We start from the raw sequence: 11,289 nt of genomic DNA, 5'->3' as shown, positions 1-11,289 counted from the left end.
CATGGATAAAGTGTGTATAGTATGCATGTATAAACGCTATGACCAGCCGAGAGATTATTTCCAGGCTGAAAGTCGATGGTTGGGTCTTGGTAGACACTAAAGGTAGCCACCAACAATTCAAACACCCAAACAAAAAAGGCCGTGTAACCGTTCCTCATCCCAAGAAAAGCCTGCCTATTGGAACCGTTAGAAGCATTGCTAGACAGGCTAGTTGGGACTGGCCCTTGAAGTAAGCGTAAGGATAAAAAATTAATGCGTTATCCAATTGTTATTCATAAGGACTCTGACAGTGATTACGGGGTAACTGTCCCCGATCTTCCGGGCTGTTTCTCTGCTGGAGATTCAATTGAAGATGTAGTCGCTTGCGCGATTGAGGCAATCGAATGCCATATTGAAGGTTTGCTGATCGATGGGGAAGATATCCCTTTACCTAATCCTATTGAAGAACATAGAGAAAATCCTGATTTTGCGGATGCCTTCGCCTGGATGTTCGTTGACATCGACCTGTCTAAACTTTCAGGAAAAAGCAAACGCATTAATGTGACTATTCCCGAACGCATTTTGAGTCGGATTGATGCCTTTGCTGTCAGTCGCCACGAAAGCCGATCAGGGCTCATGGCTAATGCAGCAATCGAGTATATGGCTATGCGCTCTGAGAGCCCCCCAGATAGCAAAGTGGAAATCGCATCTTAGCTGAATCGTTACTGTACACCAACCTATCTCGCTGCCTAACCCGCCTCAATCTGTCGCACTACCGTCTGAGCCGAATAGCTGACGCCAGCCGTCCCCTCACCCGGATGCGTGCTGTCCCCCACCAGCCACAGGTGAGGAATCGGCGTGCGGGTAGCGAAGCCGAAGGGGCCAAAGTCAGACAGCCGCTGGCCGATGCCGCCGACGATACCGCGATCGCGCCCGGTAAACTTAGCAAACGTCCGGGGCGTCGCCGCTTCACTATGAACAATGTGCTCAGGCCGCAGGTCAAAGTACTGGCCGAGCCGCGCGATCGCGGTCTGGGTATAGTCGGCCTTCATCGCCTCATAGTCCTCGGCCTGCCACCAGCGCTGGGGGTCGGTAAACGAAGAGGCGATTACCGTCGCTTTGCCCTCGGGGGCGCGGCCATCGCTGGGGCGGCTGACTGAGACAAAGAGCGAATTGTTCTCGCCGATGGGACCGTCATAGTCGTAGAGAAACTGCAAATGCGGCGGACAGTCGGCGGGAATCGCGGCGGCTTCGACGCCCAGATAAATCACGAAGGCGCCTGAGGCGGGCGGCAGCTTCTCAACCCGCTGGGCATAGCCTTTCGGAGCCTGGGAACCCAGCAGCTGCATTAGATTCTGCACGGTGACGTTGGCGATGACGTGGTCGGCGGGTTCCCACCAGCGATCGCCGGTTTTCTGATCTTGCACCTGCACTCGGCGCGGCCGATTGTCTTCTAAGCAGACCTTCTCAACGGTGTGGCGCATTTTTAGCTCGCCGCCGTCGCGCTGGAGCGCCTGCGTCAGCCGATCGCTGAGCGCCTGCATACTGCCCTGTAGGTGGGATAGCCCCTGAGGCGCTTGGGAAACCCCCAGGGCGGTCGCCGCGTAGAGCAGCGCGGTCTGGTCCGCATTTACCTGGGAGTAGAGCTTGAGCTGTAGGTCTAAGAAAGTTTTGAGCCTGCGATCGCGAAGCTGGTAGCCCCGCAGCACCTGGCCGACGGTGGAAAGGATATAGGGCAGCGTCAACAGCGTATCGGGCCGAACGGCAGACACCAGCTGCCACAGATCCCAGACGCTGCGCGGCGGCAGCACCGGGTCGCGCTGCTGAAACCGCCAGCTGTAGCGAAAAAGTGCTGCCATAAATCGCCAAAACGGTTCACTACCAGGAAACTGCCGCTGCCGCTCGGCCTGCCAGCGTTCCGCCTCACGCCAGACTCGGATGGGCTCAGTTTCACCGGGTAAAAAGACCGCGCAGGCCGGGTCGCAGGGCGTCGCCTCAGGTAGCTCTAACCCTAGCTTAGTGAAAATCTGATGGTGAATCCCCCCGGGCTCTAACCCGGCTACCTGGGTCGCACCGACATCAAAGGTAAAGCCGCGTCGCTTAAACGTAGAGGCGCAGCCCCCCGGCACAATTGCCTGGTCAAAAACCTTAACCGCATAGTCCCGATGCGCTAGCAGCGCCGCTGCCGTCAGCCCGCCGATACCCGCCCCAATCACAACGACTTTGGGCTGGCGGGCTGAGGGATTAGACAGCTGAACCATGGCAGATTTACATTTCTTAACTCTACCCTCAGTTTAATCTCAATCGAGTTTTCCTGCTGTCAAAGCGAATTCTTGTAGCGCGCTGACCCAGCTCTCACACTTCGAAGCGAGTAATGTTTAAGTTCACTGGCTTAGGCCTTGAACCTTCTACCCTTCTCGGGGTCTGACCAGTCGCAGGCAAAGCCCTTATTCTCCGGTACATATTTGCTCCAGGGCTGTGGTTCGACTGGCGCGTCAGTAGACCAAACGATATCAAACAGACCATCGTCGCGGACTTGGCCAATGCGCGCCGTTTTAGAAAGGTGATGGTTAGGATTCATCGTCACGTTGCCCTCGGGTGCAGCAAAGGTCTGCCCATAGGCCGCAGCGCGGACCGCAGCAATATCGGTCGTACCGGCCTGCTCAACCGCCTGCTTCCACAGATAGATCATCGTGTAGGCAGACTCCATCGGGTCGTTTGTGAATCGGCCTTCGCCATATCTGCCTTTAAAGGCGCTGACAAACTTCTCATTCTCAGGCGTCTCGACCGTCTGAAAGTAGTTCCAAGCAGCATAGTGACCCTTGAGAAATTCGGTGCCAATTACCCGAACTTCTTCTTCCGCAATACTGACTGACATCACCGGATATTGATCTGGTCCCAGCCCCGCCCCCTTAAGCTGCTTAAAAAAGGCTACATTGCTGTCGCCTTGAAGACTGTTAAAAATGACGCCACCCTCCGGCAGAGCCGTCTTGATCTGGCTGATAATGGGTGCGACTTCGGCACTGCCGAGGGGCAGGGAGGTTTCGCCTACGGCTTCGCCGCCCTTCGCTTCGAGCTGTTCCCTCACCAGCGTGTTGACCGTGATGAAATCCGCCGACTGCGGAAACATATCGTCAGAAGTAACTAGGAAAAACTGCTGGCCTTTATTGACGAAAAGCCAGTCTACGGCAGGCTCGATTTGCTGGTTAGGCGCTGCGCCAGCATAGAAAATGTTTTGTGAGCATTCCTGGCCTTCAAACTGTACCGGGTACCATAGCAAGTGCTGCTTCGACTCGACGATCGGCAGCATTGCTTTGCGGCTAGCAGTCGTCCAGCCGCCAAATACAGCGGCTACTTTATCCTCGTCAATCAGCCGTTCTACTTTTTCGGCAAAGGTCGGCCAGTCAGACGCACCGTCTTCTAAAATGGCCACAATCTGCTGACCTAACACCCCGCCAGCCTGATTAATTTCAGCAATCGCCATCTTCTCAGCGTCTACCACCGCGGTCTCGCTAAAAGCCATGGTGCCGCTCAGCGAGTGCAAAAGGCCCACCCGGATTGGTTCATCACTGTCGGCTTCTTCAGCTGACGGGGCTGCTTCAGTCTCAGCTTCTGAGCTGGTCTCTGAACTGTTTGGGGCCGCACAGGATTTGAGCAGCAGGCTGCCGCCCGCTGCCGCTGCCCCGTAGGTTAAGAATTTACGTCGGCCAATGCGATTGGTCATAGCGTCTCTGGCCGGGCAAACAGGCCGTGGTGGTTAATAAATTCGACGACGGTGCTGAGCCCCAAGGATTGCTTCAGGTTGGTGAATACGAAAGGGCGATCGCCGCGCATTTTTTTGGCATCCCGAGCCATCACGTTGAGATCGGCCCCGACCAGGTCTGCCAGGTCAATTTTGTTGATCACCAGCAGGTCTGATTTGGTAATCCCCGGTCCGCCCTTGCGCGGAATTTTGTCGCCCGCTGACACATCAATCACGTAGATCGTCAGATCGACCAGCTCTGGGCTAAAGGTCGAGGCTAGATTGTCGCCGCCGCTTTCGACAAAAATCAGGTCGAGGTCATCAAACCGCGTCTCCAGGGTTTCAATCGCCACCAGATTGATCGAAGCATCTTCGCGAATCGCCGTATGGGGGCAGCCGCCGGTTTCGACACCGACGATGCGATCTCGCTCCAATGCCTCACTCCGCACCAAAAACTGAGCGTCTTCCTGGGTATAGATGTCGTTGGTCACCACCGCAATCGAATGCTGCTGCCGCATCGCCTTGCAAAGGGCATCGACCAGGGCCGTCTTGCCCGACCCCACCGGCCCCGCAATTCCCACCCGAAAAGGCCCCATCGCGCTTAGCTCCGAAATAGACGGCTGTAGAGCGTCTCGTGCTGCATACTGGCGAGGGCTGCGCCCCAGCCGCTGGTGAACAGCCGATCGTCACTCAGGGATAATATTGTATCGGCTGCGATCGCAAATTCATCCTGCAATCTCAGTAATGTTACCTGGCCCTCGGTCTGACCCAGGGGCACCAGCTTCACCGCTGCCGTAATCAGGTTTGTCGCCCAACTCTGTAAGTAGCCTAGCAGACTCAGCTCTACCGGGATTCTGCAATGAGCCGCCGCTAGACCAAAGGCGACGGCAAAATTGCAGGGCTGCTCGCAGGCGGTCAGGGCAGGCTGGAGCTCAGGATATAGAGCATTTAGCAATCTCACTAGCGATCGCCCCATCTGCCAGCTCTGCTGTCGGATTTCTGCGCCCTCTCGAACCGCCGACAGCCAGTGATTCCACTCTGCTAGCTGCGCCAGATCATCCTCTAGAAAGGCTCGATGCACTCGTCCCACCACCGCCGCTTCCAGCCGGATTGCCCCATACCGCAGCTCCTGCAGCAGCCAGTCCTCTAGAGCCGCCGGGGTTTGCAGCAGGTCAGACTGAGTCAGCGTCTCTAATCCTTCGGAATAGCTGAAGGCCCCCACCGGCAGGGCCGGGCTGACCAGCTGTAGCAGCTGTAGCAGCGCCGCTGCATCGGTATCAATGGTCATCATGATGGACGTGTCCGTAGGCTCCTGCCTCGGGCTCAAAGGGCACCTGCTGACGCACGACTGTCAGACCCAGCTGCTCCAGCATGGCTTCCAGCACTGGGTCGGGCAGCAGTCGCAGATAGTCCTGCGCTAGCTCTAGCGCAATGTGGCGATTGCCCAAATGGTAGGCCGCTCGCAGCAGCTCAAAGGGCGAGCTGGCGGTCACCGTAAGTACGGTTTCAGGTTTGGCAACGACTCGCACCTGAGTCCCATCTTGGGCCTGGAGCCGGTCGCCATCGCGCAGCACGGTGCCGCGCGGCAGATTGAGATAGACAGACTCGCCCGTTTCAGCGGTGAATCGATGGCGCGATCGCGTCCGCTGCTCAGCCGTTAGCGCCAAGGTGAGCTCCACCGGCTGGTTCGGGTCGGGGGGGAGTCTTGTTTCTAAAACCGTAGTCATCGTCAAAAGCAGCACCCCGCCGTTAGCGAGTAGGCTGAGAGGGCAGTGACAATATTATCCGCTATGACTACTGTAGTCGTTGCCACGGGCAATCCGGGCAAGCTGACGGAGCTCAAGGGCTATCTTCAGGAATTAGACTGGCAGCTGGCCCTGAAGCCGGAGGCGATTGAGGTTGAAGAAACGGGGGATACCTTTATCGCCAATGCCCGGCTAAAGGCTTCGGAAGTCGCGATCGCCACCCAGCAGTGGGCGATTGCCGACGATTCTGGCCTCCAGGTTGACGCGCTAGACGGCGCGCCGGGAATTTATTCGGCCCGCTATGGCAGCAGCGACGCTGACCGGATTGGCCGGGTGCTGAGGGAATTGGGGGAGAGACAAGACCGTGGGGCTCAGTTTGTCTGCGCGATCGCGCTGGCCCGGCCCGACGGGACGATTGCGCTAGAAACCACGGGCATATGCCCGGGTGAAATTCTCTATCAGCCCCAGGGCGACAAAGGCTTTGGCTACGACCCCATTTTCTATCTGCCGAGCCATGACAAAACCTTCGCCGAGATGAGCCCGGCTGAAAAGGAGCGCTACAGCCATCGCGGCATCGCCTTTGAGCAGCTGATGCCCGCCCTGCGCAGGCTCGACCTCAGCCGCCCTTAAGTTTGAAAGCTTGCACGTTAAGCGTCGCGCTTGTTGAGAAATTCCTGAACCTGACCCAGGGCCGCTTTGAAGATATTGAACCCAGCCCAGCTTGCCGCGATCGCAATGGGGGCCAGCACCGCTAGAATCCGAAAGTCAAAGTCCATCTCTAAAACCCTCTAAAAAATGCTTAAGCTGCTGTCACAATTCTCTCATAAAGTCCATCGATATTGCTAGCCCGATTCGAAAACTCCCCACAAAATCCTATGACTCAACCCGCCAGACGCCCCACTGCCCTCGTTACCGGAGCCTCCAGCGGCATTGGCCGCGCGATCGCTCTGCGCCTCGCCCAGGAGGGCTATGACCTGGCCATCTGCGCCCGCCGTCAGGACCGTCTCGACGAGCTTAGCCAGACGCTCAAGCAGCATGGCGATGTGCTGGCACAGCCCGTAGACCTGAGAGACGAGGGGCAGATTCTCGACTTCTTCAGCGCCATTAAAACCCGCTGGGGTTATCTGGATGTGCTGGTCAATAACGCCGGGCTCGGGCATAATCAACCGCTGCTAAACGGCAGCACCGAGGGCTGGCGCGAGATGCTAGACGTCAACGTCCTGGCCCTTTGCATTTGCACCCGCGAGACCGTTCAGCTGATGCAGGCCAATGGAGACAGCGGCCATATCGTCCATATCAGCTCGATGTCGGGCCATCGGGTGCCCAGCCTCAGCGGCCTCTACTCGGCTACCAAGTTCGCCGTCCGCTCCCTCACCGAAGGGCTCCGCCGCGAACTCCGGGCCGCCGATTCTAACATCCGCGTTTCCTCAATTAGCCCCGGCTATGTGGAAACCGAGTTTGCTGAAAAATATCACCAGAGCGCTGAAAAAGCCCAGGAAACCTACAGCCGCTTCCCCGTCCTCCAGCCCCAGGACATCGCCAATGCCGTCAGCTATGTCCTGAGTCAGCCCAGCTATGTCCAAGTCCATGACATCCTGGTTCGACCCACCGGTCAGGAAACCTGAGACACAAATGATGAAACCTATTCTTTTTGAAGCTTCACCATAAAAAAACCGTCCATGTCGTGGCGGTGGGGCCAGACCTTGATCCAGCCTTTGGCTGCGGCGAAGGGATAGGCAGGCGAGCTGGGTGGCGGCGGTTGGATTTGCCAGTTGGGGCATTGGCTGAGGAACCAGAGGATTTGGTCTTCGTTCTCAGCCGGGTTGAGGGTGCAGGTGGAGTAGACTAAGATGCCGCCGGGTTTCACCCAGGTGGCCGTGTGGAGCAGCAGGTCTCGCTGGAGCTGAACCAGCGTTTCGACCGATTCTGGGAACTGCTGCCAGCGGGCGTCGGCGTGGCGGTGCAGGGTGCCCAGGCCAGAGCAGGGCACGTCGAGCAAAAGGCGATCGCACTCCCCAAACTCCTCATAGGTGCGACTATCGCAGAGCAGCGGCTGAACGGATTTAAGCCTGAGTCGGTCCAGGTTTTGCTGAATTTTTTTCAGGCGGCTGGGGGCGCGATCGCAGGCCCACACGGTTCCCACATCCCCCATCAGCTCGGCCAGGTGCGTACTCTTGCCGCCGGGGGCAGCGCAGGCATCGATTATCAGTTCTCCGGGCTGGGGGGTGACCAGATGACCGACGAGCTGGGCGCTGCTGTCTTGAACGCTCCATTCCCCTTCAGAATAGCCCGGCAGCAGGTGGATGGCCCCGGCGGGTTGAGTCAGCCGCAGCCCGCCGGGCAAATTGCGAATGGGCCGAGCCGCAACGTCTGCCTTTTGTAAAGCGGCTTCGACCTGGGCCTGATTGCTGCGCTGTAGGTTGACCCTGAGGTCGATTTTCGGCGGCTGGTTGAACCATTCGCAGAGCGACTCCACTTCATCTGGAGGGAGTAAAGTCTGCCAGAGCTGGATGATCCAGTCTGGATAGCTGTGGCGAATGCCGAGCCTAGCAATGGGCGCTTCGGGCAGCCGCAGCGGGTCATCCCCAGCGGCCTGACGCCGGATATACTGACGCAGAATGCCGTTTACGACGCCGCTGAGCTTGCCCAGACGCTGTTGTTTCGCCAGCTCTACAGAGGTGTCAATCGCTGCATGGGGCGGAACCTGGCTGAGGTACCGGAGCTGGTAGAATCCCAGCCGCAGAATCAGCCGCAGGTCGGTCGGCTGCTGTTCGGCCTGCTTTTTGCCAAACTGACCGATCAGGGCGTCCAACGTGCGCTGCCGCCGGACGCTGCCGTAGACCAGTTCGGTCAATAGCCGCTTGTCTGCCAGGCTGAGGTTGGCGCGGCTGAGCTGACGGGAGACCACCTCATCGGCAAAAGCGCCCCGTTCAATTGAGCGGAGCGCCTTTAAAGCGAGCTGCCTGGCGCTGAAGCCGGTGCTAGAGCTGAAACTTTGGCCGGTATTTGAAGATGAGCCGTCTGCTGTCATCCAGGCTTGAGGGCCTGCACTTGCCCTCTACTTGCGTTTCTTAGCGGCACTCGGGGTAGCCTCTTTGCTGCGCCGCCGTCGGTCTCGCCATTCCGCCGCCGTCAGGTAGACAATTCCGCCCGTCACAACGACTAACAGGGCTAGCGCTGAAACGGCCAGAATGCTGATCGCTTTGGCTTCAAACGCTCCATCCATAGCTCAAGCTCAGAAAAATTGGCTAAAATCCGTTGCGACCCCAAACGACCAGGGTGAGGGAGAAGGTGAAACAGGCGAGTAGCGAAACCCAGCCCAGCGTCAGAATATCCATAGATTTTTCTTGCCGATCGACGGTGATTGCTTTCCTATCATACGTCATGACTGGCGGGGTTTGCAGAGACAGTCTGGGGATGTCTCGGGGATGGGTTATCCGCACCGGGCGATTGGGGGGGCGATGTCTGTACAATCTTTAGAAAAGCAGTGTGATTTTAGTGGGCTCCATGATTCCTACCGTTATTGAACAGTCTGGTCGCGGCGAACGCGCCTTTGATATCTATTCGCGGCTCCTGCGAGAGCGCATCATCTTTCTAGGACAGGAGGTGACGGCAGAGTCGGCGAACCTAATTGTGGCCCAGATGCTCTTTTTAGAAGCAGACGACCCTGAAAAGGATATCTACCTTTACATCAACTCGCCCGGCGGCTCGGTTTCCGCCGGGCTGGGGCTCTACGACACGATGAACCATATTCGCCCGGATGTCTGCACCATCTGCGTTGGGCTGGCGGCCAGTATGGGGGCGTTTTTACTCAGCGCTGGGAAGAAAGGCAAGCGAATGAGCCTGCCCAATGCCCGGGTGATGATCCACCAGCCGCTGGGCGGGGCCCAGGGGCAAGCGACCGATATCGAAATTCAGGCGAAGGAAATCCTATACCTGAAGGATTTGCTCAATAATGCTCTGGCCGACCACACGGGGCAGCCGCTGGACAAAATTAAGGAAGACACCGAGCGCGACTTCTTTATGTCCCCTTCGGAAGCCGTCGAGTATGGCCTGATCGACCAGGTCATCGACCGTCACGCCATCGGCAGCCGACCGACGGTGGTCGAATAAATCACGCCTAGCTTGAACCGCTATCCCAGCTTGGGGTAGGCAGCGTTTCCAAATGCAGCAGAAAGCTCAGCAGCTCTTCATCCGTGAGCTGCTGGCGCGATCGCTTGCCGTAGGTTTTCTCCAGATGCTCTCGTCCGTCAGCGCTGGTCCAGCCCAAACGGCTCAGCTCAACGTCGGTCTGGGCAATGATGTCGGACAGATCGACCGGCTTAGCAGACGGGTCAAAGTCCTCTGGGCCACCAAAATTTTCTGAGCCACCGAAATTTTCGGGCGGCGCGATCGCGCTATTGGCAGAGTCGGCTATGGGTTTGCTGACCTCAGTCGGAGCTGGGAGGGCAGCAGGCACCTGTTCCGTTGGTGGTTCGGCTGCCTTGGTTGCAGTTGAGGGCATTGCTGTCGCCTCAGGCCGGATCTCAGGCATGTGATTAGGCGCATCAGCAAGCGGGCTGTTAGCTGACGGCCCGGCGCTAGAGCCTAGCCCATCCTCTGCGACTGCTTCTGACTGGGACGGATTGAGAACGGCCAAGGCCCGCGATCGCGCCCTGTCTTCAGCCGCCTCAATTGTCTTATCGGCAGCGAGACCGGTTGCAACGGTCTGCTGATCGAGGCTAACTGCCGCCCGAACGACGTACTGCCCATCGTTCACCATCAGCAGTTCGGTGATCAGGCAGCCCGTCGGATAGTGATTGCGAAACTCGGCTAGAGCCATGGCAGGCAGTTTGGGCAGGGGCGGTGATGGGGTATAGCGGATAACGTTTAATCTTTAATTCCATTATCCTAGAGAAAGTAGCGAATCCACAAATGTCACCCCTGTTTATTGACTCCCCGGAGGTAATCACTGCGTTAAAGTGTTAAACCGCCCATGTTAGATAGCCTGCTTGATTATTCGCCCAGCTTCGGCGTCGATACGATGCTGCTGCTGCCCGTGCTGATTGCGCTGGAAATGGTGCTGTCGGCAGATAACGCCATTGCCCTGGCCGCGATCGCGCAGGGGCTGGAAACCGAAGCGCTGCAAAGGCGGGCGCTAAATATTGGCTTAGTGGTCGCCTTTGTGCTGCGGGTCGGGCTAATCCTAACGGCGACCTGGGTACTGCGCTACTGGCAGTTTGAAGTCGCCGGGGCAGCCTATTTGCTCTGGCTGGTCTATCAGCATTTTTCCGCCGACGAGTCAGAGGATGGCGACCACCATGCCCCCCGGTTTGAATCCCTTTGGCAGGCCATCCCCATTATTGCCGTCACCGATCTGGCCTTTTCGTTAGACAGCGTCACCACCGCGATCGCGCTGTCTCGTCAGGTGGCGATTATTCTGCTGGGCGGCCTAATCGGCATTATCGCGCTGCGGTTTATGGCCGGACTGTTTATCCGCTGGCTGGATATCTATACTCACCTGGAAGACGCGGGCTTCGTCACCGTCGCCTTTGTCGGCGCGCGGCTGCTGGTGCGGGTGGTCAATCCAGCCTGGGTACCGCCTGAGTGGGTGATGGTTTCCGCGATCGCCGCGGTATTTGCCTGGGGATTTTCCCAGCGAGTCGAGTCGGACACCGGGTCGAAATCGACCATGGCGACCGAACCCAGTCAGCTTGAGTCAGACCAATCTGAACCGTCTTCCCAGCAGATTGAATCCCATCGTGAAGCCCTGGCTTCGGCTCCCGCCGCTAAAGGGCTGAAAGAAGAGCCCGAAGCTGGGAGACGACCGTAGGTTTGGATTTT

16 protein-coding genes are annotated in these 11,289 nt (G+C 57.8%); 6 read left to right on the top strand and 10 right to left on the bottom strand.

Annotated features, from left to right (window positions below):
- Positions 1 to 38: 38 nt before the first annotated feature.
- Entirely contained in the window at positions 39 to 233 is a 195-nt protein-coding gene (locus tag IQ241_RS09370) for a type II toxin-antitoxin system HicA family toxin (protein ID WP_193906327.1), read from the top strand.
- A 19-nt stretch (positions 234 to 252) separates the two neighbouring features.
- Positions 253 to 693, top strand: coding sequence for a type II toxin-antitoxin system HicB family antitoxin (locus IQ241_RS09365; protein ID WP_193906326.1), 441 nt, complete (start codon positions 253 to 255; stop codon positions 691 to 693).
- Between the two features lie 35 nt (positions 694 to 728).
- Here the strand turns inward: IQ241_RS09365 and crtD are convergent, their stop codons facing one another.
- The 5 genes from crtD to ureE all read right to left on the bottom strand — a co-directional run bounded on the left by crtD (position 729) and on the right by ureE (position 5,448).
- Complete coding sequence (gene crtD, locus IQ241_RS09360; protein ID WP_193906325.1) at positions 729 to 2,240, bottom strand: C-3',4' desaturase CrtD; 1,512 nt, start codon at positions 2,238 to 2,240, stop codon at positions 729 to 731.
- 131 nt (positions 2,241 to 2,371) lie between these two features.
- Positions 2,372 to 3,703 (bottom strand): urea ABC transporter substrate-binding protein, encoded by a 1,332-nt coding sequence (gene urtA, locus IQ241_RS09355; RefSeq protein ID WP_193906323.1) that lies wholly within the window; start codon positions 3,701 to 3,703, stop codon positions 2,372 to 2,374.
- On the bottom strand, positions 3,700 to 4,317 hold the full coding sequence (ureG, locus tag IQ241_RS09350; protein WP_193906322.1) for an urease accessory protein UreG: 618 nt from the start codon (positions 4,315 to 4,317) through the stop codon (positions 3,700 to 3,702). Before ureG ends, urtA begins: the two co-directional genes overlap by 4 nt.
- A 5-nt stretch (positions 4,318 to 4,322) precedes the next feature.
- Entirely contained in the window at positions 4,323 to 5,012 is a 690-nt protein-coding gene (locus IQ241_RS09345; protein WP_322743612.1) for an urease accessory protein UreF, read from the bottom strand.
- A complete protein-coding gene (ureE, locus tag IQ241_RS09340; RefSeq protein WP_193906321.1) occupies positions 4,999 to 5,448 on the bottom strand; it encodes an urease accessory protein UreE in 450 nt (149 codons plus the stop codon). Before ureE ends, IQ241_RS09345 begins: the two co-directional genes overlap by 14 nt.
- Before the next feature lie 63 nt (positions 5,449 to 5,511).
- On the opposite strand from ureE, the gene rdgB reads away from it, so the two are divergent.
- Entirely contained in the window at positions 5,512 to 6,096 is a 585-nt protein-coding gene (rdgB, locus tag IQ241_RS09335) for an RdgB/HAM1 family non-canonical purine NTP pyrophosphatase (protein WP_193906320.1), read from the top strand.
- Positions 6,097 to 6,113: 17 nt separating this feature from the next.
- Here the strand turns inward: rdgB and IQ241_RS09330 are convergent, their stop codons facing one another.
- Positions 6,114 to 6,242: a photosystem II protein Y gene (locus IQ241_RS09330; RefSeq protein WP_193906319.1), complete on the bottom strand. Its 129-nt coding sequence runs from the start codon at positions 6,240 to 6,242 to the stop codon at positions 6,114 to 6,116.
- Between the two features lie 99 nt (positions 6,243 to 6,341).
- Between IQ241_RS09330 and IQ241_RS09325 the strand changes: the two genes are divergently transcribed.
- Positions 6,342 to 7,091, top strand: a complete 750-nt coding sequence (locus tag IQ241_RS09325; protein ID WP_193906318.1) for an SDR family NAD(P)-dependent oxidoreductase — start codon at positions 6,342 to 6,344, stop codon at positions 7,089 to 7,091.
- Positions 7,092 to 7,108: 17 nt separating this feature from the next.
- On the opposite strand, the gene IQ241_RS09320 is transcribed toward IQ241_RS09325, so the two are convergent.
- The 3 genes from IQ241_RS09320 to petN are packed head-to-tail and all read right to left on the bottom strand — an operon-like array spanning position 7,109 to position 8,852.
- Positions 7,109 to 8,497, bottom strand: coding sequence for a 16S rRNA (cytosine(967)-C(5))-methyltransferase (locus tag IQ241_RS09320; RefSeq protein WP_193906317.1), 1,389 nt, complete (start codon positions 8,495 to 8,497; stop codon positions 7,109 to 7,111).
- 27 nt (positions 8,498 to 8,524) lie between these two features.
- Positions 8,525 to 8,692, bottom strand: a complete 168-nt coding sequence (locus tag IQ241_RS09315) for a hypothetical protein (protein WP_193906315.1) — start codon at positions 8,690 to 8,692, stop codon at positions 8,525 to 8,527.
- A 22-nt stretch (positions 8,693 to 8,714) separates the two neighbouring features.
- Positions 8,715 to 8,852 carry a cytochrome b6-f complex subunit PetN gene (petN, locus tag IQ241_RS09310; protein ID WP_228021531.1) on the bottom strand — a complete coding sequence of 46 codons (138 nt, stop codon included), beginning with the start codon at positions 8,850 to 8,852 and terminating at the stop codon, positions 8,715 to 8,717.
- 121 nt (positions 8,853 to 8,973) lie between these two features.
- On the opposite strand from petN, the gene clpP reads away from it, so the two are divergent.
- Entirely contained in the window at positions 8,974 to 9,579 is a 606-nt protein-coding gene (clpP, locus tag IQ241_RS09305) for an ATP-dependent Clp endopeptidase proteolytic subunit ClpP (RefSeq protein ID WP_193906313.1), read from the top strand.
- 7 nt (positions 9,580 to 9,586) lie between these two features.
- On the opposite strand, the gene IQ241_RS09300 is transcribed toward clpP, so the two are convergent.
- Complete coding sequence (locus IQ241_RS09300) at positions 9,587 to 10,288, bottom strand: hypothetical protein (RefSeq protein WP_193906311.1); 702 nt, start codon at positions 10,286 to 10,288, stop codon at positions 9,587 to 9,589.
- Positions 10,289 to 10,441: 153 nt separating this feature from the next.
- Between IQ241_RS09300 and IQ241_RS09295 the strand changes: the two genes are divergently transcribed.
- The gene (locus IQ241_RS09295; RefSeq protein ID WP_193906309.1) at positions 10,442 to 11,278 is read left to right on the top strand and encodes a TerC family protein; all 837 of its coding nucleotides are present in this window, start codon (positions 10,442 to 10,444) and stop codon (positions 11,276 to 11,278) included.
- The last annotated feature ends 11 nt before the right edge of the window (positions 11,279 to 11,289 follow it).

Origin of the sequence: Vasconcelosia minhoensis LEGE 07310, from assembly GCF_015207255.1 — a bacterium.
Lineage (GTDB): Bacteria > Cyanobacteriota > Cyanobacteriia > Phormidesmidales > Phormidesmidaceae > Vasconcelosia > Vasconcelosia minhoensis.
This window is presented reverse-complemented; position numbering and strand designations above follow the sequence as displayed.